The sequence below is a fragment of the Aquamicrobium sp. NLF2-7 genome (assembly GCF_022359935.1).
In the GTDB taxonomy this organism is placed as follows: domain Bacteria; phylum Pseudomonadota; class Alphaproteobacteria; order Rhizobiales; family Rhizobiaceae; genus Mesorhizobium; species Mesorhizobium lusatiense.
Genome location: NZ_JAKSED010000001.1, coordinates 1,912,349 through 1,938,014, shown reverse-complemented (window position 1 = coordinate 1,938,014; position 25,666 = coordinate 1,912,349). Strand labels below are relative to the sequence as shown.

The following is a 25,666-nucleotide window of genomic DNA, read 5'->3' as shown; positions in this document are numbered from 1 at the left end:
GCCGGCTTATTCCTCGAAGCGGGGCGCCATGCCTTCGATGCGCTCCACCAGCGCCTGAAAGCGTTGCAGGATGCGGCCGTGCAGGTGCACGGCGACCTCCGGATATTCTTCCAGAATGCGCCGGAACATCGACCGGTTGAGTCGCAGCACCTGCGTGTCGGTCTGGGCGTAGGCGCTGGTCATGCGCCGCGTGTCGGAGATAAGGGCCATCTCGCCCAGAATCTCGCCGGCGCCGGCCGCGGCGATCGGCGTTTTTTCCGCGTCATCCTCGTAATACAGCGCGATGCGGCCGCTGATGATGATGTAGGCGCAGTCGGCCTCATCGGCTTCCCGAAACAGCTTGCGCTCTGCCTGCAGGCTTGTCGTTTCCGCACCGAAGGCGAGCAGGCGCAACTGTTCGCTCGTGAAGTCGGCAAAAAGCTCCACGCCAGACAGGAGGCGGATGTCATCATCCAGCGCCATCAGCTATGTCCCCGTATCGATAGGCCGTTCCCTCCACCCACGACCCGCGCCCCGAATCATTGTCGGTTAATACACCTGAAATTGCTTAAGGAACCAGCTTGTAGCCTCCACTTTCCGTAACGAGAATCTCCGCATTGGAGGGATCGCGTTCGATTTTCTGGCGCAAGCGATAAACATGGGTCTCCAGCGTATGGGTGGTGACGCCTGAATTGTAGCCCCACACCTCCTCCAGAAGCACGTCGCGGGTGACGACTTTCTGCTCTGCCCGGTAGAGATATTTGATGATCGCGGCTTCCTTTTCGGTGAGCCTGATCTTGCCGCCACGCTGGTCGATCAGCAGCTTCTGGCTGGGCTTGAAGGTGTAGGGACCGACAGTGAAGGTGGCATCCTCGCTCTGCTCGTGCTGGCGAAGCTGGGCACGGATGCGGGCCAGCAGCACCGCGAAGCGGAACGGCTTGGTCACATAGTCGTTGGCGCCGGCTTCCAGCCCCAGAATGGTGTCGGAATCGGTGTCATGGCCGGTCAGCATGATGATGGGGGCCTTGAAGCCTCCCTTGCGCAGCATCTTCACCGCCTCGCGGCCGTCCATGTCGGGCAGGCCGATGTCCATGACGAGCAAATCGATCAGTCCGTTGCGCACAGTGGCCATGCCGCGCGCGGCGCTGGCTTCCTGCAAAACGTCGAATTCCTCGTAGAGCGACAATTGCTCCACCAGCGTTTCGCGCAGGTCCTCGTCATCATCGACAATCAACAGGGTCCGTGAGGTCATCGTGGATCAGTCCGTTCTTCTGCCTGGTCTTCCGGCTTCCGGTTGACCGGGGCGATTTTTTGCGGAAGGTGACCGGCAAACTTCCGATCACGCTGATTTGTTCCGTGGCCAGATCATACAGGAAAATGCGCGGACGCAATGCCGCGACTGAAACTTTCCCCGGCAGCCTTGCTGTTCTGGTGGTCCGGGCGCGTCCGGGCAAGCCCACGCAGGGGCTTTTGCAGGCCGGACCGCTGGTTATTCCATGTGCGCTGGGCAAGGGGGGGATAACCGCCAACAAGCGAGAGGGCGATGGAGCGACACCGCTGGCCGCGATGCGCATCCTCTCCGGCTATTTCCGCAATGAGCGCTTTGCCGGCGCCCGCCGCACCTGTCTGCCCATGGCGGCGACGGATGCGGGGCTCGGCTGGTGCGACGCGCCGGGCGACCGCAACTACAACCGGCCGGTGCGGCTGCCCTGCAAGGCAAGCCACGAGACCATGCAGCGGGCGGATCATCTTTATGATGCGTGTCTCGTGCTGGACTGGAACATCGCGCCGCGCAAGCGCGGGCGTGGCAGCGCCATCTTCTTTCATCTGGCAAGACCGGGCTACGCGCCGACTGAAGGTTGCGTGGCTATCAGCCGCCGCGATATGGAGCGGTTGCTGCCGCATCTTTCCCGGCGCACGGTGCTGAAGGTGGTCAGGTAGCGGTGCAGCCAAACCGCCATACGGTGGTGCGCTTGACCTCGGCATCCTCCAGCGCCCGCGTCACCGGCACTTCATAGACGGCCAGCTTTTCGAGCCCGGATTTCGGCAGGTAGGAGCGGCCGGGATCGCCGACCAGTATGTCGGCACTCCGGGCCCTCAGAGCTCCAAACCACGGGACCAGCCGCTCGGCAAAGGGCTTTTCGTAGAACACGTCACCGGCCAGAATCACGTCCCAGCCGCCATCGGTGCCGACGAGGTCGGAACCGTCGAAGGCGACGGAAACGTTGTTGGCTGCGGCATTGAGGGTAATGGCGGTTTCGCAGAACGGATCGATGTCGCAAGCCATCACGCTGGTCGCGCCGGCTTTTGCGGCTGCGATGGCGACAAGGCCGGAGCCGGAGGCGAAATCCAGCACTATTTTGCCGCGCACGATTTCGGGATGATCGAAGATGTGGCGGGCAAGGCCCTGTCCGCCCGCCCATGCGAAGGCCCAGAAGGGCGGAGGGAGGCCGATCTCCGCCAGTTCTTCCTCAGTGCGCTGCCACAGATCATGCGCCTCATCGGCCAGATGGAGCGCGATTTCCGGCACATGTGGCGGCCTGATCAGGCCCGTGTTGGCGCGGATGAAGGTCTCTGCCGTCCGCGCCGTCAGCTTCATGGAGCGGGCCTCATGGGAGCGGGCACGAGGCCGCCCATGCGGCAGACCTCTTCCCATTCCGCCCGCGTCACCGGCTGCACCGAAAGGCGGCCAAGGCGCACCAGCGCCATTTCCGACAGATGCGGATTGGCTTTCACGTCGGCAAGGCTGACGGGTTGCGGCATGTCGCGCGCATAGCGGATGTCGACGCATTCCCAGCGCGGATCGTCCGTGGTGCTGTCGGGATGGGCCAGCGCGCAGACTTCCACGATGCCGACGACATTCAGCCCCTCATTGGAGTGGTAGAAGAAGCCGAGATCGCCGATCTGCATGGCGCGCATGTTGTTGCGCGCGGCGTAGTTGCGCACGCCATCCCATTCCTCGCCCTTCTCGCCTTTCTTCTTCAGGTCGTCGAAGGAGAATTTGAAAGGCTCGGATTTGAACAGCCAGTAATTCATTGCGGAAGCGCTCCCCTCAGGCGGACGGCTTGTTGAAGACCCAGTTCCAGGCCCGCACCTCGACGCTGTCGAACAGGCTGGCGAGTGCGTAAGGGTCGGCCGCAGCGATGGCTTCGGCCTCGGCCTTGTCCGCGGCCTCGACCACGACGAGGCTGCCCTCCGGCTTGCCGTCGGCATCGAGGAAGGGGCCGGCGAAGGCGAGCTTTCCGGCTGCGTTGAGCCCTTCCAGATAGGCGGCATGGGTGGGCCTTGTGTCGAGCCGCAGTTGCAGCGAGCCGGGCTTGTCCTTGCAGATCAGGGCGAAAAGCATGTCTCTGGCTCCTAGATTTTGTTTTCGTGCTTCAGCGGCCGGGTCATCAGCGCTTCCACGGCTTCGGTGACGGTGATGGCGCCCTGCAGGATGGCGGCAACGGCGGAGATGATCGGCGCCTCCACGGCATGTTCGGCGGCAAGGCGGGCGGCAATGGCGGCTGTCGGCACGCCCTCGGCCAGCGGCCGGCCTTCAAGCGATTCGCCCCGGCCCAGCGCCAGCCCGTAGGTGAAGTTGCGGGACTGGGTGGAGGAGCAGGTGAGCATCAGGTCGCCGAGGCCGGAAAGGCCCATCAGCGTTTCGGGCTGCGCGCCGAAGGCCGCACCCAGACGGCGCAACTCCACGAAGCCGCGGGTGACCATGGCCGCCTGCGCGCTCGCGCCAAGCTCTGCGCCGACGACCGCGCCGGCGGCGATGGCGAACACGTTTTTCAGGGCACCGCCCAGTTCCACGCCAATGATGTCGTCGCTGGCATAGCAGCGCAGGTTTTGCGCGGAAAAGCGCGCTGCAAGCTGCATGGCAAGGGCGTTGTCGCGGGCCGCGACGACAACCGCCGTCGGCAGGCCGCGCGCCACGTCGGCGGCGAAGCTCGGACCGGACAGGATTGCCACCGGATTGTCGGGCAGGATTTCGGCAACGATCGAGGACAGCAGCGCGCCGGTCTCGCGCTCGATGCCCTTGGCGCACAGGACGAACGGAATGCCGGCCGGCATACGTGGCTTCACCTGCTCCAGCACGCTGCGCAGCGATTGCGCGGGCGTGACCGAAAGCACGCAATCGGCATCGGCAAGGGCGGCCTGCAGATCCGTGGTCGTTTCGATGCCCGTGTCGAAGGAGATGCCTGGCAGGTAGCGCGGGTTTTCGCCTTTCGCGATCGCAGCCGCCATGTCCGCATCGCGGGCCCACAGGCGCACCGCATGGCCGGCATGAAGGGCGGCAAGCGCCAGCGCCGTACCCCAGGCGCCGCCGCCCAGAACGGTGGTTCGCGACGGGACTGGATTTCGGCTCATGCTTTTGCTCCGCGTCTGCCGAACCCGACCACGGGCGCCGAGACTTCGTCCAGCGGCCAGCGCGAGCGCGGGGCGAAATCGAAGGCGTCGATGTCGGCCTTGCCGGCGTTCAGCCGCTCGATTCCCGCCCATGCGATCATCGCGGCATTGTCCGTGCACAGGCTGTGCGGCGGGGCGACGAAACGAAAGCCGTTTTCGGCGCACAGGCGCTCAAGGGTTTCACGAATGACACGGTTGGCGGCGACGCCGCCGGCCACCACCAGCGCAGATTCGGCCTTGCCGGGATAGTCCGCCCGGAAACGGTGCAGGGCGCGCGCGACGCGGTCGGCCAGCGCATCGGCCACCGCCGCCTGAAATGAGGCGCAGATGTCGGCCACGTCCTGATCGGACAGGGGCGCAATCGCCGTCGCGGCTTGCCGCACGGCGGTCTTGAGGCCGGAGAAGGAAAAATCGGGCTGGGCCGAGCCTTTCATCGGGCGCGGAAAGGCGAAGCGGTACGGATCGCCCTTCGCCGCCGCCTTCTCGACATTGGGGCCGCCGGGATAGGGAAGGGCCAGCATCTTGGCGACCTTGTCGAAGGCTTCGCCCAGCGCATCGTCGATGGTCGTCGCCCAGCGGCGATAGTCGCCGACGCCGGCCACGCGCACGATCTGGGTGTGGCCGCCGGAGACCAGCAGCAGCAGATAGGGAAACTCCAGCCCATCGGTAAGTCGGGCGGTGAGCGCATGGCCTTCCAGATGGTTGACGGCGATAAGCGGCTTGTTCGCGGCGGCGGCAATGGCCTTGGCCGTCATCAGGCCGACGATCAGCCCGCCGACAAGGCCGGGACCGGCTGTGGCGGCAACCGCATCGACTTCGGCAAGCGTGACGCCCGCATCCGCCAGTGCTGCCTCGATGATGCCGTCCAGCGCCTCGACATGGGCGCGGGCGGCGATTTCCGGCACCACGCCGCCGAAGGCGGCATGTTCCTCCACCTGGCTGAGGATCACGTTGGACAGGATCCGGGGCGGGCCCGATGCATCGTCGAGCGCGACGACGCTTGCCGCCGTCTCGTCGCAACTGGTTTCGATGCCAAGCACGCGTATCACGTCGCCGCGAACCTCAAAGTTGCCCCTCATCGCTTTCCCCGATAGGAGAAGGGCCGATCACAATCGTCGCCGGGTTATCATGGACCGCGTGTGATGCAAACCGTTATCAGGAAGGGGCAATCCGTGCTGAAGATCGGAACACGCGCCAGCCCGCTGGCCATGGCACAGGCGCATGAGGCGCGCGACCGGCTCATGGCGGCGCATGGGCTCGGTGCGGAAAGCTTCGAGATCGTGCCGATCACCACCACCGGCGATGCGATTCAGGACCGGCCCCTTTCGGAAGCCGGCGGCAAGGGCCTGTTCACCAAGGAACTGGAAGACGCGCTTTACGACGGGCGCATCGACATTGCCGTCCATTCCTCCAAGGACATGCCGACCCTGCTGCCGCCCGGTCTGGTGCTGTCAACCTTCCTGCCGCGCGAGGATGTGCGCGACAGCTTCATCAGCCTCTCCGCGCCGTCGATCATGGATCTGCCGCAGGGCGTGAAGTTCGGGTCGTCGTCGCTGCGGCGGCAGGCGCTGATCCGCCGCATGCGCCCGGATATCGATGTGGTGATGTTCCGCGGCAACGTGCAGAGCCGGCTGCGCAAGCTGGAAGAGGGCATCGTTTCCGGCACCATGCTGGCGCTCGCCGGTCTGAGGCGGCTGAAGATGGAGCACATCGCCACCGACATCATGCCGGTGGACAGCTTTCCGCCCGCTCCGGGGCAGGGCGCGATCAGCATCGAGCATCGCGGGAACGACGCGGAGGTCGCGCGCATGCTGGCACCCATCCATGACGAGGCGACGGGACAGGCGCTTGCCTGTGAACGCGCCTTTCTCGCGGCGCTGGACGGTTCCTGCCGCACGCCGATCGGCGGCCATGCGGTGGTCGAGAACGGCATGCTGCGCTTCCGGGGCCTGATCATCACGCCGGACGGCACGCTCTGGCACGAGATCGGCGCCGAAGGCCGCGTGGAAGATGCTGCAGCCATCGGCGCGAAGGCCGGCGCGGACGTGCGCGAGAAGGCCGGAACGCAATTCTTCGAGGGCTGGTTCTGACGCGGGTTCTCGTCACCCGACCTGAACCGGGCGCCACCCGCACGGCGGCCCGGCTGGCCGGGCTGGGCTTCGAGCCGTTGGTGTTGCCCCTGTCGCGCACCGAAGCACTCGCCATCGATCCTTCCACTGTTTCCGGCGATGCCGGGGCGGTGGCCGTGACCAGCGCCAATGCGCTGCGCCACGCCTCCCCGGAGCTTATCGGCAGGCTGTCGCACCTTGTCTGCCATGTCGTGGGCGCGCGCACCGCGGAGGCCGCGCGCAAGGCCGGCTTTACCCATATCGAGGAAGGTCCGGGCGATGCCGCCGGGCTCGCCCGGCAGATCGCCGCCGGTTTTTCAGGGAAGATCGCCTATCTGTGCGGGCGGGTGCGGTTTTCGGGCTTCGAGGAACGATTGGCCGCATCGGGCGTTCGTGTCGAGGCGCTGGAGGTCTACGATACGGTGGCGATCGACTATGATGAGGCGGATATCCGTGAACGGCTCGGCGGACAGGGCGTCGCTGCGGTGCTGCTTTATTCGGTGACGGCGGCACAGGCCATGCGCGCTCTGATGCGGCGGAAAGCTCTGCGCCCGCTCTTTGCGACGGCGGATTTTTTCGCTCTCTCGCCACGCATAGCCGCTGGCATGGGTGAAGAATCTGCGGTCATGGTGAACAGCGCTCCGCAGCCCTCGGAGCCTGCATTGCTGGCGCTTCTGTCCCGTCGCCGGGGTATGTAAGTTGGGGGGCGCGTCATCACACCGCCCCTTTTCACCGCTTTGAGGTGTGCTAGACCTCTGTTGAAATCCTGTGTCCGCGGGCGGCACGAAGAAGTGGGGAGCCGGCATGGTCAAGACGCCAAGAACGCGCCATTCGAAGAGCAGCCGTGAGCCGGTGACGATCGATCTGGATTCCGATCAGGTGTCGCGGGTGGAAAAGGCCGATACAGCCGCGACCACGCCAGAGTCTGTGCCTTCCACGCCCGAGCCTTCGGTGAAAGCGGAAGAAGCCGTCAGAGGCGCAGCAGAGGCGAAGCCGGCGGAACCGCCGGTGCGCGACCATGCTCGGGACTACAGTTTTACGGAAAAGCCTGTGTCGAAGACAGACGAAAAACCGGTAGCAGACACCGCAAAGGATACCGCGAAGCCTGCTGAAAAGGCAGCTCCTGCACAGTCGGCACCGCAGCCGGAACCGGCCCCGCGCGGTGGTATCGGTCTGCTGGCTGCCGGCCTCGTTGGCGGCGTGGTGGCGCTGGCCGGTGCTGGCGCCCTGCAGTTCGCCGGGGTGCTTGGGGCTCCGGGCGGCTATGCTTCGACCGACAGCAGCGGGCGTATCGCAGAATTGCAGGCGCAGATTTCCGATCTTGCCGCATCGCGGAGCGACGATGGATCCGCACAGCGTATCGAAAGCCTTTCAACCGGTCTCGACCAAGTGAAGGGCGAGCTTGCCTCCCTGAAAAGCACAGTGGAGGCGAGCGCAGGCAGCGGCGACAATGGCGAGGCGCTGGCAGCGCTGTCGCAGAAGGTGGGCGAACTCGAAACCTCGGTTGCCGCGCTTGGCGAGGCGGCAACGCCGGAAGCTGTCGATCTCGGCCCCGTCAATGAGCGGCTGGCCGCGCTGGAGGAGCTGGTCCGCGCCGCCGGCGAGGGTGCCCGGCAGCAGGCCAGCCGACTGGCGGTGCTGGACCAGTCGCTGGCAGACGTCACCGGCAAGGTCGAGGAGCAGGCGGGACAACCGAAGATCGCGCTGGCGATCGCGGCTTCCGCGCTGAAATCGGCGCTGGAGCGCGGTGCGCCGTTCAAGGCCGAACTGGAGACCTTTGCGGCGATCGCACCGGAAGCGCCGCAGCTTGCAGGTTTGCGCAGCTATGCCGAACAGGGCGTCGCGACCCGCACGGAGATCGCCGCGCAGGTGGATGCGGCGGCCGACGCCATGGTGGCGGCCGACGATCCGGTCGATGACAATGCCGGTTTCGTCCAGCGCCTGATGTCGAGCGCGGAAAAGCTGGTCAAGGTGCGGCCGATCGGTGCCGTGGAAGGCCCCGGCGTGCCGGAGACGGTGGCGCGGCTGGAAGCGGCGGTGAGCCAGGGCGACTACGGCAAGGCGCTCACTGAATATGAGGCCCTGCCGGCGCCGGTGCAGGCGGCGGGGGCGGATTTCGCCGCAGCGCTCAGGGCCCGCATGGAGGCCGAAGCGCAGGTCGATGCGCTGGTGGCGGAAACCATGGCGGGAGGCGAAGGGTAAGGCATGATCCGCATCCTGTTCTATCTCCTCATCGTTCTGGCGCTTGGTCTCGGCTTTGCGTGGCTGGCGGATCGTCCGGGCGACATGGTCGTCACCTTCGGCGGCTACCGCTATCAGGTGAGCCTGATGGTGGCCGCGGTGGGCGTCGTCGCCGTCGTTGCGGCGACGATGATTGCCTGGTGGCTGATCAGGTCGATCTGGAACAGCCCCTACGCCATCGCCCGGCATTTTCGCGTGCGGCGGCGTGATCGCGGCTATCAGGCACTGTCAACGGGCATGATCGCAGCGGGAGCGGGCGATGGCGTGCTGGCCCGCAAGAAGGGCAAGGAAGCCGCCAAGCTGATCAGTTCCGATCAGGAACCGCTGATCCATCTTCTGGAAGCCCAGACGGCCCTGCTGGAAGGCGACCATGATGCGGCGCGGCGGAAATTCGAGGCGATGCTCGACGATCCCGAGACGCGGCTGCTTGGCCTGCGCGGGCTTTATCTGGAGGCCGGGCGTCTTGGCGACCGCAATGCGGCGCGCCATTATGCCGGCCGTGCGGCGGCCGTGGCTCCGCAGCTCAACTGGGCGACGGAAGCGACCATCGAGGAACTGGCCGCGCGCAGCCAGTGGGATGGCGCGCTGGAACTGGTGGCAGCACAGAAATCGACGAAGCGGATCGAGCCGGCCGTGGCCAACCGCCAGCGTGCGGTGCTGCTGACGGCCAAGGCCACTGAGCTGATGGGCACCGATCCGGCGGCGGCAAAGACGGCGGCGCTGGAAGCCAACAAGCTCGAGCCCGACTTCGTGCCGGCCGCGCTGGTCGCGGCCAGAGCGCTTTTGCGCAATGACGATGTGCGCAAGGCGTCGAAGCTGCTTGAGCATGTGTGGCGGGCCGCACCGCATCCAGAGGTCGCCGATCTCTATATCCATGCCCGGCCGGGGGATGCCGTGCTCGACCGGCTGAAGCGGGCGCGCAAGCTTCAGGACATGAAGAAGAACAACGCCGAATCGGCGCTGGCGGTGGCGCGCGCGGCGCTGGACGCAAAGGACTACCGCTCGGCGCGCGCCGAGGCGGAGGCCGCCATTCGCATCGACCCCCGCGAGGGCGCCTACCTGCTGCTTGCCGACATCGAGGAAGCCGAAACCGGCGATGAAGGCAAGGTGCGGCAGTTGCTGGCAAAGGCCGTGCGCGCGCCCCGCGATCCTGAATGGGTGGCGGATGGCGTGGTTGCGGAAACCTGGGCGCCTGTCTCCCCCGTAACTGGCAGGCTGGATGCCTTCGAATGGCGTGCGCCGGTCGAGCATATCGGCCACATGATCGAGAGCGATGAGCCCGGCAAGGCTGAAAAACCGGCTCCCGCCATTGCCGCGCCCGTCGCCGCGGAACGGCTGGGCGAGGTCGCGGAGGCCGAGATCATCGAGGCTGTGCCGGCTGTCGTGGTCGCGGCCGAACCCGCCGCCCGTAACGGGCAGGCTCCAGCCGTTGTGCCTCACGCAAGTCAGATCCCGGCTGCGTCTCCGCCCGCTCAACCGGCCGTAGCGCCAGCCCCGAAGCCTTCCGTGGCGGTCAGGGAAGAGCCCGCGCCGGCCCCGGTGCAATCCGATCCGGCAAAGCGGGCGGGTAGGAGCAAGATTCCGCCGCCGCCGGATGTCGAAAGCGCGTCCCGGCAGGATTTCATGCCCCGCCTTCCCGACGATCCCGGCGTCGATCCCGACGACGAGCCAGAGCCCCAGGCAACGAGGTTCAAGCTGTTTTGATGTTCGAGCGTTTTCTAAGTTTTCTCAAGGAAATTCCGGGCGGCTCCGGTCGCAGCACCGGTGACGACGATCCACGCGTGGCCGCCGCAGCACTGCTCTACCACGTCATGAATGTCGACGGTGTGCGGCAGGATGCGGAGTGGGAGCGGTTCAAGGCCGTTCTCGGTGAGAATTACGGCGTGTCCGGAACCGAGCTGGACGACCTGGCAAAGGCCGGCGAACAGGCGGACCGCGAGGCCGTTGATTTCTATGCCTTCACCAGCGTGCTCAAGCGCCATCTCGATCCTGACGGACGCAAGGCCTTCATCGGGCTGATGTGGGAGATCGTCTTCGCCGATGGCGAGCTGCACGAGCTGGAGGACAATACGGTGTGGCGCGTTGCAGAGCTGCTGGACGTGGAGCGGCAGGACCGTATCAGCGAACGCCGCAAGGTGGCGGCGAGCCTGCCGGATCCGGCTAAAATTCCTGATGAGGAGTAGAATCCGGCCACAAAGCGTCTGGTTTTCTCGGCGCGCCGCACTGACGATCTAAGCCTTTGTTTTCACGCAATTGCGCTTCGCACTTTTGATGAAGTCGCTATAATCCGGCAAATCATCTGCTGATTCTGCCCGCGATGCTTGCCAGAACCCGACCGAGAATACTGACAGTCCTGCATCAGGAGACGTCGAGCCCCGGCCGCGTCGGGCATATGCTCATGGAGCGCGGCTTCGATCTTGACATCAGACGCCCGCCGCTTGGCGATCCCTTGCCGGACACGCTCGACGGCCATGCCGGAGCGGTGGTGTTCGGCGGGCCGATGAGCGCCAACGATCCCGATGAGTTCGTCAGGCGCGAGACCGACTGGATGCGCGTTCCGCTGAAGGAGGACAAGCCCTTCCTCGGCATCTGCCTCGGCGCGCAGATGCTGGCAAAGCATCTCGGCGGCAAGGTGGAGGGACATGGACGTGGGCTGGTGGAGATCGGCTGGTATCCGATCGAGGCAACCGGCTGTGGACGGCAGCTGCTGCACTGGCCCGACATGGTCTATCAGTTCCACCGCGAGGGCTTCACGCTGCCGTCCGATGCGACGCTGCTCGCCACGGCCGACACATATCCCAATCAGGCCTTCCGCTATGGCGAGAAGGCTTATGGCATCCAGTTTCACGGCGAGCTGACGCAGGCGATGATGCATCGCTGGGTGGTACATGGGGCGCAGCGCTTCTCGCTTCCGGGCGCCCAGCCCGGCCGCGACCATCTCGGCGGACGGCTGATCTGGGACATGCATCTCAGGCGCTGGCTCGGCGAGTTCCTGGAGACGATCTTCGGCCACGCGCCGGTGCGGTAAGGCGACTCAAAAGAAAAACCGCGGATCTTGCGACCCGCGGTTTTCAGATTTCAGCCGGCAGTGCCGGAAATGATCGGGGCCGGACAGGATCAGGCGGCTTCTTCCTGCTCGCCTTCCTCATTGTCGGCCTTGGTGCCGCGCTTGGGGCCCTTGTTGAGGTTCACCTCGATCAGGCGCACCGCTTCGGTTTCCGACATGCGGTTGACGGCCGCGATCTCGCGGGCCATGCGGTCGAGGGCCGCCTCATAGAGCTGACGCTCGGAGTAGGACTGCTCGGGCTGGTTCTCGGCGCGGTAGAGGTCGCGCACGACTTCCGAGATCGAGATCAGGTCGCCGGAATTGATCTTGGCATCGTATTCCTGCGCGCGGCGCGACCACATGGTGCGCTTAACGCGGGCGCGGCCCTGAACGACCTTCAGGGCGCGATCGACATAATCGGTTTCCGAAAGCTTGCGCATGCCGATGGAGGTGGCCTTGGCCACCGGAACCTTCAGCCGCATCTTGTCCTTCTGGAAATCGATGACGAACAATTCCAGCTTGTGCCCTGCGACTTCCTGCTCCTCGATGGTTACGATCTGGCCGACACCATGGGCTGGATAGACGATGAACTCGCCGCTTTTGAAACCGTGACGCGTGGGAGCAGACTTCTTCTGCGGGGTGCTGGTTGCCATTACGCCATAGACTCCTTGTTGTGGCCGGCGCCACGCCGACCGTACACAGTGGGGCCGGACCAGCCGGCAGATACCGCGCAACAGTGAATTGTCCGGAAGAAAAGCTGAGGGCCTGGACGCTAAACGACCACATGGCCCAGATCGCTCTGGTCCGGACTGGGAGATTCACCTTTCAGTGATTAGGGCGTGTGCGCCATAAATCGACGTTGTGTCACGGGCATGTTGGCCGATGTGTAACACAAAAAGTCGCAAGAATCAAGATTTTGCTGCACACGCTAACGGCAAGCGCCATGAAGGGCAAGCATAGCTGCCATTCTCAAAGGCACGATGACAAAATAAAGTGCTAGTCGCCGCTGCCGGCTTCAGGAGAAAAATACTTCTCCAGCTTGCCGGTCTGTCCGTCGAATTCCTCGGCTTCGGGAAGCTGATCCTTCTTGGTGGTCAGGTTGGGCCACTTCTCCGCATATTCGGCATTGAGCTGCAGCCACTGATCGAGGCCGGGTTCCGTGTCGGGGCGAATGGCGTCGGCCGGGCATTCCGGTTCGCACACGCCGCAGTCGATGCACTCGTCGGGATGAATGACGAGCATGTTCTCGCCTTCATAGAAGCAGTCGACCGGACACACTTCGACACAGTCGGTGTATTTGCACTTGATGCAATTGTCGGTGACTACATAAGTCATACGAGGCTCCGGGCGTCCCGTACATGCCAATTTCGGGTCGCGTCATCGAGGGGTGAGGTAACGCCTTTGCACCGCGCTTTCAAGCCGAAGCGCATGCGCCATAGCGCCCCTGGCGGAATGATTTTGCGCCGGGGGTTCTCGCGCCAGCATGTTATTCCCGTCCCAGCAGCCGGTTCGTGATACGGCGTTCCTTCTTGGTGGGACGACCGCTTCCGGCCTCCCGCAGGGGAGCCTGCGCATCCGGAATTTCCGCCTGTGACGGGGCCGGAGACAAGTCCTCGTAAAGGGTTCGGGCTTCAGGTGCCGGGCCGCGGCGCGTGCCGGTGTCGAGCACTTTCCAGACCAGTATGCGACGCTCCAGCGTGATGGTGAGAACGTCGCCCGGCTTCACCAGATCGGAGGCCTGCGATGCTTTGTCGCGATTGATGCGGACGCGCCCGCTGACCGCCAGTTTGGCGGCAAGCGAACGCGATTTCACGACGCGCGTAAAGAACAGCCATTTGTCGAGGCGCTGGCGGCCAGCTGCTGCCATCGTCCGACGCCGGGCCCCGCGCTACTTCTTGAGCTGCTCGCGCAGGGCGGCGAGCTTGGCAAAGGGCGAATCCGGATCGATGCGCACCGGGCGCTCCTCGCGCTTGCGCGGCTCGAACTTCGGCTTACCGCCGGATTTGCTGTCCGGCCTCTCGCCTTGCCGTTCGGGGCGATCCCCTCCCGGCTTGCCGCCCTTGCGGTTGCGGTCGAAGCGGCGGTTGTCGTCTTTGTTGCCTTCGCCGCCTTCGCGACGCTCACCACTCCTCTGCTGGCCGCGCCCCTGCTGGCCGTGCTGACCCTGCCGGCCGCCCGGCCGCTGGTTCTGGCGATCGAAGCGGCCCTGACGCCAGATAAGCACCGGCTTCGGCTCTTCGGCCGGCTCCGGAGCCGCTGGCGATGCAGGCTCGGATGGTGCCGGAGCGGCTTCTTCCGTCGTCGTAGCGGTTTTTTCGGCAACGGGGGCTGTGGCTTCTTGCGAAGCCTCGGCGGAAGCATCGGGCGCTTCGGCCCGCGCCGGCTGGTCCTGCCCGGCCTCGGTGGGCGCTTGTTCATCGGATGCCGGCTGATCGGCTGCCGAAGCATCCACATCGGTCGCCGCAATCTGGTCCTGCGGGACGGCTTCCGTATCCGCAGCTGCGGTGTGCGTCTCAGCAGTGGCTTCTGCCTGTGCTGCGTCCGCTGCCGCCTTTGCTTCGACGGCTTCGCGGGCGGCGGTATCGAAGGCCTCGACCTTCGCCTTCACCTCTTCGGCCGGCTTCGGGTCGGCACGGTAGCCGAGTCCCTTGAGGATTTCCTCCATGTCCTCGGCGGTCGCGCCGAGGATCGACATCATCGGCGGCGTGACCGTGAAGGTGCCGCCATCGAAAGCGCCATCGGGGCGGGGCCCGAGGCCTGGCTTCCAGTTGATGGCGGGGCGGATCAGGTCGGCCAGCCGTTCCAGAATGTCCACGCGCACGGCGCGGCGGCCAAGGCTGCGATAGCCGGCAAGGCGGTAGAAATTACGGTCGAAAGTCTGGTCCACCACCACCGACGTGCGGCCGGTGGCCAATGCGAGGACGACATCGCCGTAGCCCGGCTTGTCCTTGCCGTCGTTCTGAAGTGCCCACAGCAGCGTCACCAGTCTGGCAGGGGCCGGCTTCAGCAGGGCCGGGACGAAGACATGATATGCGCCGAAGCGCACGCCGAGACGACGCAGGGCCGCGCGGCCATCCTGCTCCAGCGAGCGCATGTCCTCGGCAATGTCACGGCGGTTGAGAAGCCCAAGATTCTCCACGAGCTGGAAAGCAATGCCGCGCGCGATGCCGGTGAGCTGATCGTTGGCCTTCAGGTCGACCAGCGGCTTCAGCAGGGTTTCGATGTGGAAGGTGACGAAGCGCTCGGCGCGGCTGACGACCTTGTCGCGTGCCGGGCCGGTCAGCTGTTCGTCGGCCAGCAGCACCAGACGCGGGCGCAGAATGTCCTCGCCGGCGACGAGAGTGGCAATGGGCGCGCCGATCCAGCGCAGCACACCGTCATCGCCCAGCGCAATGTCATTATTGCCGGAGGCGGCGAACCGCTCTGCGCGGGTTTCGAACTCGGCGGCCAGCGCCTTTTGCGCGGCAGCGCGAACCGCCTTGGCGGCTTCGCCGCCGGCGCTCTGGTCCGCGGTAAAGCGGAACCCCTGCAATTCTCCGACATGGTGCCCTTCGACGAGGACTGTTCCGGAAGGGCTGATTTCTGCTTCGGACATGGTATTTTCTCTGAGGCGGCGCATAAGCACGGAAGTCCTGCGGTCTACGAAGCGTTTCGTCAACCTGTCATGCAGCGCATCCGACAATCTATCCTCGATTTCGCGCGTCTTTTCCTGCCAATGTGCCGGATCGGCAAGCCATCCGGGCCGGTTCGACACGAAAGTCCAGGTGCGGATCTGGGCAATGCGGGCCGACAGCGTGTCGATGTCGCCCTCGGTGGTATCTGCGCGGCGCACCTGTTCGGCCATGTAATTCTCATCGACATGGCCACGCCGGGCGATGTCCATGTAGATGGACGCGATCAGGTCGGCGTGCTGGGCCGGCGAGATGCGGCGATAGTCGGGCAGGGCGCAGGCGTCCCACAATTGCGCCACCCGCTCCGGGCGTGAGGCGAGGGCGCGGATGTCGCCGTCGCGCGCGAGATATTCCAGCGCCTGCGCATCGACGGCCGGCAGCGCGCGCGTCAGTCCTTCGACCGGCGCATTGGTTTCGATCGACCGGCGCAGCGCATCGAGGCTGGCGAAGTCGAAGGCGGCGGTGCGCCATTGCAGCACCTTAACCGGCTCGAAATCGTGGCTCTCGATCTTTCTGACCAGATCGTCGTCGAAAGGATCGACGCGGCCGGTGACGCCGAAGGTGCCGTCGCGCATGTGGCGGCCGGCGCGGCCGGCGATCTGGCCAAGCTCGGCGGCGGTGAGCTGGCGGAACTGGTAGCCGTCGAATTTGCGGTTCTGGGCGAAGGCGACATGGTCGACATCGAGGTTGAGCCCCATGCCAATGGCGTCGGTGGCGACCAGATAATCGACATCGCCGTTCTGGTAGAGCGCCACCTGCGCGTTGCGGGTGCGCGGGGACAGAGCGCCTAGCACCACGGCCGCGCCGCCCTGCTGGCGGCGGATCAGCTCGGCGATGGCGTAGACCTCATCGGCCGAGAAGGCGACGATCGCCGTGCGCCGGGGCAGGCGGGTGAGCTTTTTGGATCCGGCATAGGCCAGATGCGACAGGCGCGGGCGCGTCACCACCGAAATGCCCCGCAACAGCTTCTGGAGAATGCCCTGCATGGTGGCAGCACCCAGAAGCAGCGTTTCCTGCCGTCCACGCAGATTGAGAATGCGGTCGGTAAAGATGTGGCCGCGCTCCAGATCGCCGGCAAGCTGGACCTCATCGATGGCGACGAAAGCCGCATCGGTCTCGCGCGGCATGGCTTCCACCGTGCAGACCGAGTAGCGGGCGCCTGCGGGCTGGATCTTCTCCTCGCCGGTGATCAGCGCCACTTTCACCGCTCCCACCTTCTCGCACAGCCGCGCATAGACCTCGCGGGCGAGCAGGCGCAGCGGCAGGCCGATGACGCCGCTTTCGTGCGCCACCATGCGCTCGATGGCCAGATGGGTCTTGCCGGTGTTGGTGGGACCAAGCACGGCGGTCACGTCGCGGCCGGACAGGATAAGCGGCTGTTGGGGCTTGGGTTGGATGTTCATCGGCGGGGAAAGTCTCTCCGGCCACAGTGCAGCAAGGGACGCCCGAAAGCGCTGGATCGCCTCCGACCCGTCTGACACATAGGCATTTATGCACGGGGGTGAAAGGCGGAAGTTTCAGCGCATCCCTCAGTCGTCGCATCAGAGGCGGCTGGCGGCCCGCGTTAACGGGTGGAACGAGTCTGGAACGAATCGGCGACGAATCGCTGACTCTTGCCGATTCATGGTTCGTTCACGGCTACATATAGGCCGTGAGGTGCGGTCCGGAGCTATATGCTGAATCGCCTTCGGAACAAGACAGCGGCTGCTCTTTACTGTCGTTAAGGTTTGCCGGCCGCTTGCATCGCGGTAACGGGCGAGGGAAGGCAATTCATTGAAAAATAAGGAAATTATTAACTTCCATTAAGAAATTCCAACCGCTCACATGGCCATTTTCTTAACGATTCGATCAAAGGAGGAACGAAACGGCGACGAATCGCCGACCTGTGAATTTTCCCGTTTCGTTCACCGCTACATGTTGTGTCCCGCACAGCTTATCCACAGGCCTTCCACAGCAGGGTCGCAGCCGGATGCGGAAACGGCGCGGCCATGAAGGCCGCGCCGTTAACTGTTTCGTGCCGTATCGGGACAGGCAATCTCAGGCGAGGTACTGCCCGCCATTGGCCGTCAGCGTCGAGCCGGTGATGAAACCGGCGTCGTCGGAAGCGAGGAAGAGCACGCAGCGCGCGATCTCCTCGGCTTCGCCCAGCCGTCCGACCGGGATCTGGGCAATGATGGACTCGCGCACCTTCTCCGGTACGGCCATCACCATGTCGGTGGCGATGTAGCCGGGGCAGATGGCGTTGACCGTGATGCCGGCGCGGGCGCCTTCCTGCGCAAGTGCCTTGGTGAAGCCGATATCGCCCGCCTTGGCCGCCGAATAGTTGGCCTGCCCCATCTGGCCCTTCTGCCCGTTGATCGAGGAGATGGTGATGATGCGGCCGAACTTGCGGTCACGCATTCCCGTCCACAGCGGATGCGTCATGTTGAAGACGCCGCTGAGATTGGTGCCGATCACCTCGTTCCACTGCTCGCGCGTCATCTTGTGGAACATGGCATCGCGGGTGATGCCGGCATTGTTGACCAGAACCGAGACGGGGCCGAGATCCGCTTCAACCTGAGCGATTCCCTGCGCGCAGGCATCGTAATCGGCCACGGACCATTTGTAGACCGGGATGCCGGTTTCCTCCTTGAAGATGCGGGCGGCGTCATCATTGCCGGCATAGTTGGCCGCAACCTTGTAGCCCGCATCCTTCAACGCCCTGGCGATGGCGGCACCGATGCCCCGTGTCCCACCGGTGACGATAGCTGTTCTGCTCATGCTGGTGATTCTCCATTATCAGTGCAGTCCGCCGCAGCCGAGCAGGAGATTGAGGCGTTATGGTGCCTTAACAGCTTGCCCTTGCGGTCGTTCTGCCCTGTCCTCCCATTGTTGCCTAGTTCAGCCCCTCGAGACACATGGCAACGCCCATGCCGCCGCCGATGCACAGCGTGGCCAGACCCTTCTTCGCATTGCGGCGCTTCATCTCATAAACAAGCGTGTTGAGGATGCGGGCACCCGAAGCGCCGATCGGGTGACCGATGGCGATGGCGCCGCCATTGACGTTGACGATTTCCGGATTCCAGCCAAGCGACTTGTTGACGGCACAGGCCTGCGCGGCGAAGGCTTCGTTGGCTTCGACGAGGTCGAGATCGCCGACGGACCAGCCAGCCTTTTCCAGCGCTTTCCGGGAAGCCGGGATCGGTCCGGTGCCCATCACGGCAGGGTCGACGCCGGCGGTTGCCCAGGAAGCGATGCGGGCGATCGGGGTGAGGCCCCGGCGCTGAGCCTCTTCTTCGCTCATCAGCAGCACGCCGGCGGCGCCGTCATTGATTCCCGAAGCGTTGGCGGCGGTCACGGTGCCTTCCTTGTCGAAGGCGGGCTTCAGCTTCTGCATGGCCTCGATGGTGGCGCCGTGGCGGATATATTCGTCATCTTCGACGATGGTGTCGCCCTTGCGGCCCTTCACCGTTACCGAAACGATCTCGTCCTTGAACTTGCCGGCCTTCTGGGCCGCTTCGGCCTTGTTCTGCGATGCGAGCGCGAACTGGTCCTGCTCGTCACGCGAAATCTGGAACTCGCGCGCCACATTCTCGGCCGTGATGCCCATGTGGTAGCCGTTGAAGGCATCCCACAGGCCGTCCTTGATCATGGTGTCGATCATCTTGTAGTCGCCCATCTTCACGCCGTTGCGCAGATGCTGGGCGTGGGGCGAGAGCGACATGGATTCCTGTCCGCCTGCGATCACGACACGAGCGTCGCCGGTGGCGATCTGCTGCATGCCGAGCGCAACCGAGCGCAGGCCCGAGCCGCAAACCTGGTTCATGCCCCAGGCCGAGGTTTCTTTGGGAATGCCGGCCAGCATGGATGCCTGACGGGCGGGGTTCTGGCCCTGCGCCGCGGTGAGCACCTGACCGAGGATGACCTCGTCCACTTCCGCCGCGTCGACGCCTGCACGCGCCAGCAATTCCCTGATGACGATGGCGCCAAGCTCATGCGCCGGCATGTTTGCGAAGGAGCCGCTGAAGGAGCCGACCGGTGTGCGGGCGGCACTGACGATGACGATGGAATTGGAAGACGACATTGTTTTCTCCGGACTTTGCAGAACTGCACTCGGCGGTGTCATGACTTTTGTTGCCCTTTCCGAAAGGCGAGTCAAATCCGAAAAAGTCGTGGCGAGGTGACCTGCGGTAAGTCGGCTCAGCAATGCTGCGCAGCATTTTGCAGGTGACAGGAACATGCCTGCCGTTCCGCACTGCACAAAATCTGTTGGAGTCGGTGCCGTTTTGGGCCTATCCTGTTGCAAAGCAATGCAAATGGTAAGTTCATGCTTACCAATTCGACAAAGCTGTTCGGGGAGGACGCTGGTGGCTGCGAAAGACGATAGTGTGATCATCAAGAAATACGCCAACCGTCGGCTCTACAATACGGGAACCAGCACCTATGTGACGCTGGAAGACCTCGCCGCCATGGTGAAGCGCGGCGAGGATTTTACGGTTCAGGACGCCAAGAGCGGCGACGACATCACCCATTCCGTGCTCACCCAGATCATCTTCGAGCTGGAAAACAAGGACGGGCAGAACATGCTGCCGATCCCGTTTCTGCGCCAGCTCATCGCCTTCTATGGCGATCAGATGCAGATGATCGTGCCGTCATTTCTCGAACAGTCGATGATGGCCTTTTCCAAGGAGCAGGAGCGGTTTCGCGAGCAGATGAAGGATGCGCTGCCGAAATCGCCCATGGACATGATGAAGATGCCACTGCCGATGAAGGCGCTGGAAGAGCAGACGCGACGCAACATGGAGATGTTCCAGAACGCGATGCGCATGTTCACGCCGTTTCCCGCCGGCGCGGCGGCGAAGCAGGGCGACGGCGAGCCGCACAAGGAAACGGGCGAGCGCGATGGCGACCTTCAGGATCTGAAGGAGCAGATTGCCGCGATGCAGCGAAAGCTCGACACGCTGTCCTGAGCGACAGACCGCGCTGCCGGATGCCGGCCCGAAATCTTCAGGCGATTTCGGCCACAGCCTCCGGCGCCATGCCGACAATGGCCTCGTAACGGCCCTTGTCGGTGGCGGTTTCCGTGTTGATCGCCAGAACGCGCGCGTTCTCGTCCAGACCCAGCATTTTTCTCCCTTCAGGGTCCGACGCCGCGCGGATCAGCCCGGCGAGCCCGGCACAGCCGCTTTCACCGGCGACGATGGCGGGATCCGGGGCTGGCGGCCGGGCAAGGCGGAGCATGGTCGCTGCTGCGTCGTCCTCATCCACGGTCATGAAGGCGTCGGCCTTGCGCGACAGTATCCGCCACGCCACCAGCGACGGCTCGTAGCATTCCAGCATCGCCATGATGGTCGGCTCCCCATGCGGGGTTTTGACCAGTCGCCCGGTGCGCGCACTTTCATGAATGCAGGCCGCGCGGGCTGGCTCGACAACGATGAGTCTGGGACGGTTCGCTCCGAACACGATGGCGAGATGTCCGGCGAGGGCTGCCGCCAGCCCGCCGACGCCGGCCTGCACGAAAACATGCGTCGGCCTTTGCGGCAATGCTTCCAGCACTTCGCCGAGCATGGCGGTATAACCCTGCATGACCAGCGAGGGGATGCGCTCATAGCCCGGCCATGAGGTGTCGGAGACAACGCTCCAGCCGTTTTGCTCACAGACACGGGCGGCCTCTGCAACGGAATCGTCATAGGTGCCTTCAACGCGGATTATCTCGGCGCCACAGGCAGCGATTGCTGCCACCCGCTCGTCGCTGACGCCGGCATGCACGAAGATCGCGGCGCGGGCGCCCACCATGCGCGCGCCCATGGCGACGGACTTGCCGTGGTTGCCGTCGGTCGCGCAACCGAAGGTCATCTGCCGCGCGATCTCGCGCACCTGCGATGAATTGAGATCCGCGATGTCTTGGGGATGGCCGAGCCTGTGGCCCGCCTCCTCCAGCACCAGCCGGATGACGGCATAGGAGCCGCCAAGTGCCTTGAAGCTGCCGAGGCCGAGCCGCAAGCCCTCATCCTTGAGGAAAATGGCTGCGACCCCGAGTTCTCCGGCAAGGCCGTCGAGCCGGTGCAGCGGCGTTTGCCTGTAGTCGGGGCGACAGGACAGGAAGCGCTGCACCTCCCGGGCGGCTTCCATTCCAAGAGTGGTGGAATCCGCAGGGTCCAGCGCCGTATTATAGCCGGGAAGTGTGTTCAGGGTGATCATGGTCTCATCTCTCTTTGCGTGATGAGATTTTATCGCGGATGAAGACTGGATTTTCCTCGATTTGACCACCAGAATGCAAAAAACTCTCGATTTTGGTGGTTTTGATGCCTGAATCCGAGCAGGATGGCCTCGACGGTTTCGATCTTGCGATCCTCGATATTCTGCAGCGGGACAACACGACCGCTCACCGCATCATCGGTGAACGGATCGGCCTGTCGGCGGCGGCCGTGCATCGCAGGGTGCGCCGCATGCATGAGAACGGGGTCATCACCGGCAACTTCGCCGTCGTCGATCCGGGACGCGTCGGCCAGCCGATCACCATCGTGGTGGAGGTCGAGATCGAAAGCGAGCGGCTCGATCTGCTTGATGCGGCCCGGCGCAGCTTCGCCGCCGATCGGTCTGTGCAACAGTGCTACTATGTGACCGGTGAAGCGGATTTCGTGCTGATTGTCACAGTCGCCTCCATGGCTGACTATGAGGCGCTGACGCGGCGGCTGTTCTTCGAGAACCACAATGTCAGGCGCTTCCGTACCCTCGTGGTCATGGACAGGATCAAGGCGGGGCTGGCGGTCCAGTTGCCGGAGCGGCCACCAAGGCGAATCAGATAGGCTTTTTCTCAGACAATCACCTTCCCAAGGATGCGACAGACGTGACAGACCTTATCCCGGTTTTCGATGGCCACAATGATACGCTGATGAAACTCTACCAGTCCGCCGAGCCGGACAAGGAGAAGCTTTTCGTCAAAGGCAGTCCCTCGAGCTGGCATATCGATCTGCCACGTGCCCGCAAGGGCGGGCTTGCAGGCGGCATGTTCGCCATCTTTCCGCCGCCGCTGGAGGACGCGCCGATGCGCACCACCGCACCCGCAACCAACGAGCCGATGGCGCCCGAACTGAGCCGCGCCGATGCGATTGTGTCGACCACGGGGATGGCCTCGATTTTGCTGCGTCTCGAACGGTCAGGTGCGCTGAGCGTGTGCCGCAGCGCCGCCGACATCAGGCGCGCGATGGCTGAGGGCTCTCTGGCCACCGTCTTCCATATCGAAGGCGCGGAGGCGATCGATACCGGTCTGGCCGAACTCGACGTGCTTCATGCGGCAGGCTTGCGCTCGCTCGGCATCGTCTGGAGCCGGCCCAACGCATTTGGCCATGGCGTGCCGTTCCGCCTGAACTCGACGCCGGACACCGGCCCCGGTCTTACCGATGCCGGCAAGGCGCTGGTGCGTGCCTGCAACGAGCTTGGGATCATGATCGATCTGTCGCATCTCAACGAAAAAGGGTTTCGCGACGTCGCTTCCCTGAGCACCGCGCCGCTGGTCGCCACCCATTCCAACGTGCATGCGCTCTGCCCCCACGCGCGCAACCTGACCGAATGGCAGCTTGGCGCCATTCGCGACAGCAACGGCATGGTCGGGCTGAATTTCGCCACCGGCTTCCTGCGTGAAGATGGCCGCATGGATCCCAATACCGGCCTGGAGGTGATGGTTCGCCACATCGATGCCCTGATAGAGGCACTGGGGGAGGACCGGGTCGGCTTTGGGTCCGATTTCGACGGGGCCACGATCCCCGCTGCCATCGGTGACGTTTCCGGCCTTCCGAATCTCATCGATGCATTGCTCGAAAAGGGCTATGGGCGCGAGCTGGTCGAGAAGATCGCCTGGAAGAACTGGGTGGCTGTCCTGGAGCGCAGCATAGGATAGTCAGCTTCTGACTCTCTTCGGGCTGGAACAAATTCCGCCCACATCACGTTAAGGCTGCGGTTCCGTACATGTCCGCAGCTTCATGCGGCATGCGGCAAAGGTCGTTCGAATGCCGGAATATCGTGATGATTCAAAACAGCCTTGAACGTAAATTCATTCGCCTGGCCATGACCGCGCCCTATCTGGAGCGCGATGAAGAGCAGGAACTGGCGCAGAACTGGCGCGACCACGGAGATCAGGAAGCACTGAACCGCATGACGATGGCGCATATGCGTCTCGTCATCTCCATGGCCGGCAAGTTCCGCAATTACGGCCTCCCCATCGGGGACCTCATTCAGGAAGGCCATGTAGGGCTGCTCGAAGCTGCGGCAAGGTTCGAGCCGGAACGCGAGGTGCGATTTTCCACCTATGCAACATGGTGGATCAGGGCTTCCATGCAGGATTATATCCTGCGCAACTGGTCGATCGTGCGCGGTGGCACCAGCTCGGCGCAGAAGGCCTTGTTCTTCAACCTGCGGCGGCTGCGTGCGCGGCTTGCGGCTGGCTCCGACACGCTTTCCAGCGCCTCGATCTACGAGGAAATAGCCACGGCCCTCGGCGTGCAGACCGCTGACGTCGCCACCATGGATTCACGCCTGTCGGCACCCGACAGCTCGCTCAACGCCCCGCTTTCGGGAGAGTCGGATTCCATGGAGCGCATGGACTTTCTGGTCAGCGACGCTCCGCTGCCGGATGAAGTGGCGTCCGAGGCTATCGACGTGGAGCGGCGCAACGGCTGGCTCAAGGATGCGCTCGGTGCACTGAATCCGCGGGAGCTGCGAATCATCGAGGAGCGGCGGCTGAAGGATGATGGCGCAACGCTTGCCGAACTTGGCGATGTGCTGGGTATCTCCAAGGAGCGCGTGCGCCAGCTCGAAGCCCGCGCCATGGAGAAGCTGAAAGTGGCGCTGGTGGCGCGCAATCCGGAGTTCATGGCTGCCTGACCGGGATCAGTTGATGAGCCGCCTGAGAGGCAGTGTCCGTCAGGCGGCGAAGTCAGTTGCCGGAAAGCAGGTCAGGCCGTCTTTCGCGCGTCAGCTTTTCGGCTTCGGCACGACGCCATGCGGCGATTTTCGCGTGATTGCCCGAGGTCAGCACCTCGGGGATCGTGCGGCCCTCGAATTCCTGCGGGCGCGTATAGTGCGGATGCTCCAGCAGGCCGCCTTCAAAACTTTCCTCTTCGCCGGACAGCTCATTGCCCATGACGCCCGGCAGCAGGCGCACGACGGCGTCGAGCAGCACCAGCGCCGCCGGTTCGCCGCCTGAGAGGATGTAGTCGCCGATCGAGACCTCCTCCAGTTGCCGGCTCTCGATCAGCCGCTGGTCTACGCCTTCGAACCGCCCGCACAGGATGACGGCGCCGGGGCCAGCGGAAAGTTCGCGCACGCGCGCCTGCGTCAGCGGGCGTCCGCGCGGGCTCATCAGCAGGCGCGGGCGCGGGTCGGACGGTGGGGCAGTGTGGTCGATGGCGCGGGCCAGAACGTCGGCGCGCATCACCATGCCGGCGCCGCCGCCTGCCGGTGTGTCGTCCACCGTGCGGTGGCGGTCGGTGGCGAAATCGCGGATCTGCACCGCTTCCAGAGACCATGTGCCGGCTTCAAGCGCCCGTCCGGCAAGCGACAGACCGAGCGCGCCCGGAAACATCTCGGGATAAAGTGTGAGGACGGAGGCCGAAAAGCTCACCGGTTGCCCCCGGCGCTTTTCGGTCCGCGCGGCCGGTCCGTACCGGAGGGTTCACCATCGGGCGCATCCTCATCATCGTCGCCGGCCAGTCCGGCCGCGACCGGGTCGATGCGGATGAAGCCGCCGGCGACCGACACTTCCGGCACGGCTGCCTGCGTGAACGGGATCAGCACGCCCTTGCGGCCGCCGATCATCAGGTCGAGTATGTCGCCGCCGCCGAAATTCTGCACCGCCAGCACCTTGCCCAGCGTTGCGCCGGTCTCATCGCGCACGGCCAGCCCCATCAGGTCGGCATGGTAGAACTCGTCGTCTTCCTCCGGCTCGGGCAGCATGGAACGTTCGATGAACAGCTCGGTGCCGGTCAGCGCTTCGGCCGCGTTGCGATCCTTCACTTCGGCGAAGCGCACCACGGCCATGTTGCCGGCCGGCCTGATGCTGAGGATCTCGAAGCTGCGTCCATCCAGTGTGTAAAGCGGGCCATAATCGCCCAGCGCCTCGGGATCGCCGGTATAGGTCTTGACGCGCAGCTCCCCCTTGATGCCGTGCGGGGCGCCGATCACGGCCATCTGGACGGGGTTTTCGAGCCTGGTCATGGAACTGATCCTTGCAATGATATTGCTTGTCC

Annotated in this window: 27 protein-coding genes; 11 read left to right on the top strand and 16 right to left on the bottom strand. The window is 64.4% G+C overall.

Features of this window, described 5'->3' with window-relative positions:
- Nucleotides 1-6 precede the first annotated feature (6 nt).
- Together MIC97_RS09625 and MIC97_RS09620 are read right to left on the bottom strand one after the other, a co-directional pair.
- Entirely contained in the window at nucleotides 7-462 is a 456-nt protein-coding gene (locus MIC97_RS09625; protein ID WP_239799837.1) for a cyclic nucleotide-binding domain-containing protein, read from the bottom strand.
- 85 nt (nucleotides 463-547) lie between these two features.
- Entirely contained in the window at nucleotides 548-1,231 is a 684-nt protein-coding gene (locus tag MIC97_RS09620) for a response regulator transcription factor (protein WP_239799836.1), read from the bottom strand.
- Nucleotides 1,232-1,356: 125 nt separating this feature from the next.
- Between MIC97_RS09620 and MIC97_RS09615 the strand changes: the two genes are divergently transcribed.
- Nucleotides 1,357-1,920: a L,D-transpeptidase gene (locus MIC97_RS09615; protein WP_239799835.1), complete on the top strand. Its 564-nt coding sequence runs from the start codon at nucleotides 1,357-1,359 to the stop codon at nucleotides 1,918-1,920.
- On the opposite strand, the gene MIC97_RS09610 is transcribed toward MIC97_RS09615, so the two are convergent.
- From MIC97_RS09610 to tsaD, 5 genes are read right to left on the bottom strand one after another with little or no spacing between them, the layout of a single operon-like run.
- On the bottom strand, nucleotides 1,913-2,578 hold the full coding sequence (locus MIC97_RS09610; protein WP_239799834.1) for a methyltransferase: 666 nt from the start codon (nucleotides 2,576-2,578) through the stop codon (nucleotides 1,913-1,915). The genes MIC97_RS09615 and MIC97_RS09610 overlap by 8 nt on opposite strands.
- The gene (locus tag MIC97_RS09605) at nucleotides 2,575-3,015 is read right to left on the bottom strand and encodes an EVE domain-containing protein (protein WP_239799833.1); all 441 of its coding nucleotides are present in this window, start codon (nucleotides 3,013-3,015) and stop codon (nucleotides 2,575-2,577) included. The genes MIC97_RS09610 and MIC97_RS09605 overlap by 4 nt, the downstream gene beginning before the upstream one ends.
- 16 nt (nucleotides 3,016-3,031) lie before the next feature.
- Nucleotides 3,032-3,325, bottom strand: a complete 294-nt coding sequence (locus MIC97_RS09600; RefSeq protein ID WP_183825005.1) for a YciI-like protein — start codon at nucleotides 3,323-3,325, stop codon at nucleotides 3,032-3,034.
- Nucleotides 3,326-3,336: 11 nt separating this feature from the next.
- A complete protein-coding gene (locus MIC97_RS09595) occupies nucleotides 3,337-4,335 on the bottom strand; it encodes an NAD(P)H-dependent glycerol-3-phosphate dehydrogenase (RefSeq protein ID WP_239799832.1) in 999 nt (332 codons plus the stop codon).
- Nucleotides 4,332-5,423, bottom strand: coding sequence for a tRNA (adenosine(37)-N6)-threonylcarbamoyltransferase complex transferase subunit TsaD (tsaD, locus tag MIC97_RS09590; RefSeq protein ID WP_239801082.1), 1,092 nt, complete (start codon nucleotides 5,421-5,423; stop codon nucleotides 4,332-4,334). Before tsaD ends, MIC97_RS09595 begins: the two co-directional genes overlap by 4 nt.
- Nucleotides 5,424-5,516: 93 nt before the next feature.
- Between tsaD and hemC the strand changes: the two genes are divergently transcribed.
- The 6 genes from hemC to MIC97_RS09560 all read left to right on the top strand — a co-directional run bounded on the left by hemC (nucleotide 5,517) and on the right by MIC97_RS09560 (nucleotide 11,751).
- Nucleotides 5,517-6,464 carry a hydroxymethylbilane synthase gene (gene hemC / locus MIC97_RS09585; protein ID WP_239799831.1) on the top strand — a complete coding sequence of 316 codons (948 nt, stop codon included), beginning with the start codon at nucleotides 5,517-5,519 and terminating at the stop codon, nucleotides 6,462-6,464.
- Nucleotides 6,443-7,180, top strand: a complete 738-nt coding sequence (locus tag MIC97_RS09580; RefSeq protein WP_345773557.1) for a uroporphyrinogen-III synthase — start codon at nucleotides 6,443-6,445, stop codon at nucleotides 7,178-7,180. Before hemC ends, MIC97_RS09580 begins: the two co-directional genes overlap by 22 nt.
- Before the next feature lie 106 nt (nucleotides 7,181-7,286).
- The gene (locus MIC97_RS09575; RefSeq protein WP_239799830.1) at nucleotides 7,287-8,684 is read left to right on the top strand and encodes a phage tail protein; all 1,398 of its coding nucleotides are present in this window, start codon (nucleotides 7,287-7,289) and stop codon (nucleotides 8,682-8,684) included.
- A gap of 3 nt (nucleotides 8,685-8,687) precedes the next feature.
- Nucleotides 8,688-10,427 (top strand): heme biosynthesis protein HemY, encoded by a 1,740-nt coding sequence (locus MIC97_RS09570; RefSeq protein ID WP_239799829.1) that lies wholly within the window; start codon nucleotides 8,688-8,690, stop codon nucleotides 10,425-10,427.
- Nucleotides 10,427-10,906 carry a TerB family tellurite resistance protein gene (locus tag MIC97_RS09565; RefSeq protein WP_239799828.1) on the top strand — a complete coding sequence of 160 codons (480 nt, stop codon included), beginning with the start codon at nucleotides 10,427-10,429 and terminating at the stop codon, nucleotides 10,904-10,906. The genes MIC97_RS09570 and MIC97_RS09565 overlap by 1 nt, the downstream gene beginning before the upstream one ends.
- A gap of 134 nt (nucleotides 10,907-11,040) precedes the next feature.
- Nucleotides 11,041-11,751: a glutamine amidotransferase gene (locus MIC97_RS09560; RefSeq protein WP_183824988.1), complete on the top strand. Its 711-nt coding sequence runs from the start codon at nucleotides 11,041-11,043 to the stop codon at nucleotides 11,749-11,751.
- An 89-nt stretch (nucleotides 11,752-11,840) separates the two neighbouring features.
- On the opposite strand, the gene MIC97_RS09555 is transcribed toward MIC97_RS09560, so the two are convergent.
- The 6 genes from MIC97_RS09555 to MIC97_RS09530 all read right to left on the bottom strand — a co-directional run bounded on the left by MIC97_RS09555 (nucleotide 11,841) and on the right by MIC97_RS09530 (nucleotide 19,503).
- Nucleotides 11,841-12,422, bottom strand: a complete 582-nt coding sequence (locus MIC97_RS09555) for a CarD family transcriptional regulator (RefSeq protein WP_183824985.1) — start codon at nucleotides 12,420-12,422, stop codon at nucleotides 11,841-11,843.
- Between the two features lie 343 nt (nucleotides 12,423-12,765).
- A complete protein-coding gene (fdxA, locus tag MIC97_RS09550; protein ID WP_183824982.1) occupies nucleotides 12,766-13,104 on the bottom strand; it encodes a ferredoxin FdxA in 339 nt (112 codons plus the stop codon).
- A 151-nt stretch (nucleotides 13,105-13,255) separates the two neighbouring features.
- Complete coding sequence (locus MIC97_RS09545; RefSeq protein WP_183824979.1) at nucleotides 13,256-13,636, bottom strand: RNA-binding S4 domain-containing protein; 381 nt, start codon at nucleotides 13,634-13,636, stop codon at nucleotides 13,256-13,258.
- Nucleotides 13,637-13,657: 21 nt separating this feature from the next.
- Complete coding sequence (locus MIC97_RS09540) at nucleotides 13,658-16,843, bottom strand: helicase-related protein (protein WP_239799827.1); 3,186 nt, start codon at nucleotides 16,841-16,843, stop codon at nucleotides 13,658-13,660.
- 634 nt (nucleotides 16,844-17,477) lie between these two features.
- On the bottom strand, nucleotides 17,478-18,200 hold the full coding sequence (locus tag MIC97_RS09535) for a beta-ketoacyl-ACP reductase (protein ID WP_239799826.1): 723 nt from the start codon (nucleotides 18,198-18,200) through the stop codon (nucleotides 17,478-17,480).
- 115 nt (nucleotides 18,201-18,315) lie between these two features.
- Nucleotides 18,316-19,503: an acetyl-CoA C-acetyltransferase gene (locus MIC97_RS09530; protein WP_183824970.1), complete on the bottom strand. Its 1,188-nt coding sequence runs from the start codon at nucleotides 19,501-19,503 to the stop codon at nucleotides 18,316-18,318.
- 283 nt (nucleotides 19,504-19,786) lie between these two features.
- Here MIC97_RS09530 and phaR point away from each other — a divergent pair, with 283 nt between their 5' ends.
- On the top strand, nucleotides 19,787-20,389 hold the full coding sequence (phaR, locus tag MIC97_RS09525) for a polyhydroxyalkanoate synthesis repressor PhaR (protein WP_239799825.1): 603 nt from the start codon (nucleotides 19,787-19,789) through the stop codon (nucleotides 20,387-20,389).
- 37 nt (nucleotides 20,390-20,426) lie between these two features.
- Here the strand turns inward: phaR and MIC97_RS09520 are convergent, their stop codons facing one another.
- Nucleotides 20,427-21,620 (bottom strand): diaminopropionate ammonia-lyase, encoded by a 1,194-nt coding sequence (locus MIC97_RS09520; protein WP_239799824.1) that lies wholly within the window; start codon nucleotides 21,618-21,620, stop codon nucleotides 20,427-20,429.
- A 104-nt stretch (nucleotides 21,621-21,724) separates the two neighbouring features.
- On the opposite strand from MIC97_RS09520, the gene MIC97_RS09515 reads away from it, so the two are divergent.
- From MIC97_RS09515 to MIC97_RS09505, 3 genes are all read left to right on the top strand, one after another.
- Nucleotides 21,725-22,228, top strand: a complete 504-nt coding sequence (locus MIC97_RS09515) for an Lrp/AsnC family transcriptional regulator (protein ID WP_239799823.1) — start codon at nucleotides 21,725-21,727, stop codon at nucleotides 22,226-22,228.
- Nucleotides 22,229-22,269: 41 nt separating this feature from the next.
- Nucleotides 22,270-23,319 (top strand): dipeptidase, encoded by a 1,050-nt coding sequence (locus MIC97_RS09510; protein WP_345773544.1) that lies wholly within the window; start codon nucleotides 22,270-22,272, stop codon nucleotides 23,317-23,319.
- 125 nt (nucleotides 23,320-23,444) lie between these two features.
- Entirely contained in the window at nucleotides 23,445-24,302 is an 858-nt protein-coding gene (locus MIC97_RS09505) for an RNA polymerase factor sigma-32 (protein ID WP_183824955.1), read from the top strand.
- 52 nt (nucleotides 24,303-24,354) lie between these two features.
- On the opposite strand, the gene trmD is transcribed toward MIC97_RS09505, so the two are convergent.
- Both trmD and rimM read right to left on the bottom strand, forming a co-directional pair.
- Nucleotides 24,355-25,041: a tRNA (guanosine(37)-N1)-methyltransferase TrmD gene (gene trmD, locus MIC97_RS09500; protein WP_239799822.1), complete on the bottom strand. Its 687-nt coding sequence runs from the start codon at nucleotides 25,039-25,041 to the stop codon at nucleotides 24,355-24,357.
- Nucleotides 25,038-25,634, bottom strand: a complete 597-nt coding sequence (gene rimM / locus MIC97_RS09495; protein WP_239799821.1) for a ribosome maturation factor RimM — start codon at nucleotides 25,632-25,634, stop codon at nucleotides 25,038-25,040. Before rimM ends, trmD begins: the two co-directional genes overlap by 4 nt.
- Nucleotides 25,635-25,666 lie beyond the last annotated feature (32 nt).

Bases quoted from the DNA above. Each gene is read 5' to 3' on its own strand.
- MIC97_RS09625 (WP_239799837.1), bottom strand. From the start codon at position 462: ATGGCGCTGGATGATGACATCCGCCTCCTGTCTGGCGTGGAGCTTTTT.
- MIC97_RS09620 (WP_239799836.1), bottom strand. From the start codon at position 1,231: ATGACCTCACGGACCCTGTTGATTGTCGATGATGACGAGGACCTGCGC.
- MIC97_RS09615 (WP_239799835.1), top strand. From the start codon at position 1,357: ATGCGCGGACGCAATGCCGCGACTGAAACTTTCCCCGGCAGCCTTGCT.
- MIC97_RS09610 (WP_239799834.1), bottom strand. From the start codon at position 2,578: ATGAAGCTGACGGCGCGGACGGCAGAGACCTTCATCCGCGCCAACACG.
- MIC97_RS09605 (WP_239799833.1), bottom strand. From the start codon at position 3,015: ATGAATTACTGGCTGTTCAAATCCGAGCCTTTCAAATTCTCCTTCGAC.
- MIC97_RS09600 (WP_183825005.1), bottom strand. From the start codon at position 3,325: ATGCTTTTCGCCCTGATCTGCAAGGACAAGCCCGGCTCGCTGCAACTG.
- MIC97_RS09595 (WP_239799832.1), bottom strand. From the start codon at position 4,335: ATGAGCCGAAATCCAGTCCCGTCGCGAACCACCGTTCTGGGCGGCGGC.
- hemC (WP_239799831.1), top strand. From the start codon at position 5,517: ATGCAAACCGTTATCAGGAAGGGGCAATCCGTGCTGAAGATCGGAACA.
- MIC97_RS09575 (WP_239799830.1), top strand. From the start codon at position 7,287: ATGGTCAAGACGCCAAGAACGCGCCATTCGAAGAGCAGCCGTGAGCCG.
- MIC97_RS09570 (WP_239799829.1), top strand. From the start codon at position 8,688: ATGATCCGCATCCTGTTCTATCTCCTCATCGTTCTGGCGCTTGGTCTC.
- MIC97_RS09565 (WP_239799828.1), top strand. From the start codon at position 10,427: ATGTTCGAGCGTTTTCTAAGTTTTCTCAAGGAAATTCCGGGCGGCTCC.
- MIC97_RS09560 (WP_183824988.1), top strand. From the start codon at position 11,041: ATGCTTGCCAGAACCCGACCGAGAATACTGACAGTCCTGCATCAGGAG.
- MIC97_RS09555 (WP_183824985.1), bottom strand. From the start codon at position 12,422: ATGGCAACCAGCACCCCGCAGAAGAAGTCTGCTCCCACGCGTCACGGT.
- fdxA (WP_183824982.1), bottom strand. From the start codon at position 13,104: ATGACTTATGTAGTCACCGACAATTGCATCAAGTGCAAATACACCGAC.
- MIC97_RS09545 (WP_183824979.1), bottom strand. From the start codon at position 13,636: ATGGCAGCAGCTGGCCGCCAGCGCCTCGACAAATGGCTGTTCTTTACG.
- MIC97_RS09540 (WP_239799827.1), bottom strand. From the start codon at position 16,843: ATGAACATCCAACCCAAGCCCCAACAGCCGCTTATCCTGTCCGGCCGC.
- MIC97_RS09535 (WP_239799826.1), bottom strand. From the start codon at position 18,200: ATGAGCAGAACAGCTATCGTCACCGGTGGGACACGGGGCATCGGTGCC.
- MIC97_RS09530 (WP_183824970.1), bottom strand. From the start codon at position 19,503: ATGTCGTCTTCCAATTCCATCGTCATCGTCAGTGCCGCCCGCACACCG.
- MIC97_RS09520 (WP_239799824.1), bottom strand. From the start codon at position 21,620: ATGATCACCCTGAACACACTTCCCGGCTATAATACGGCGCTGGACCCT.
- MIC97_RS09515 (WP_239799823.1), top strand. From the start codon at position 21,725: ATGCCTGAATCCGAGCAGGATGGCCTCGACGGTTTCGATCTTGCGATC.
- MIC97_RS09505 (WP_183824955.1), top strand. From the start codon at position 23,445: ATGATTCAAAACAGCCTTGAACGTAAATTCATTCGCCTGGCCATGACC.
- rimM (WP_239799821.1), bottom strand. From the start codon at position 25,634: ATGACCAGGCTCGAAAACCCCGTCCAGATGGCCGTGATCGGCGCCCCG.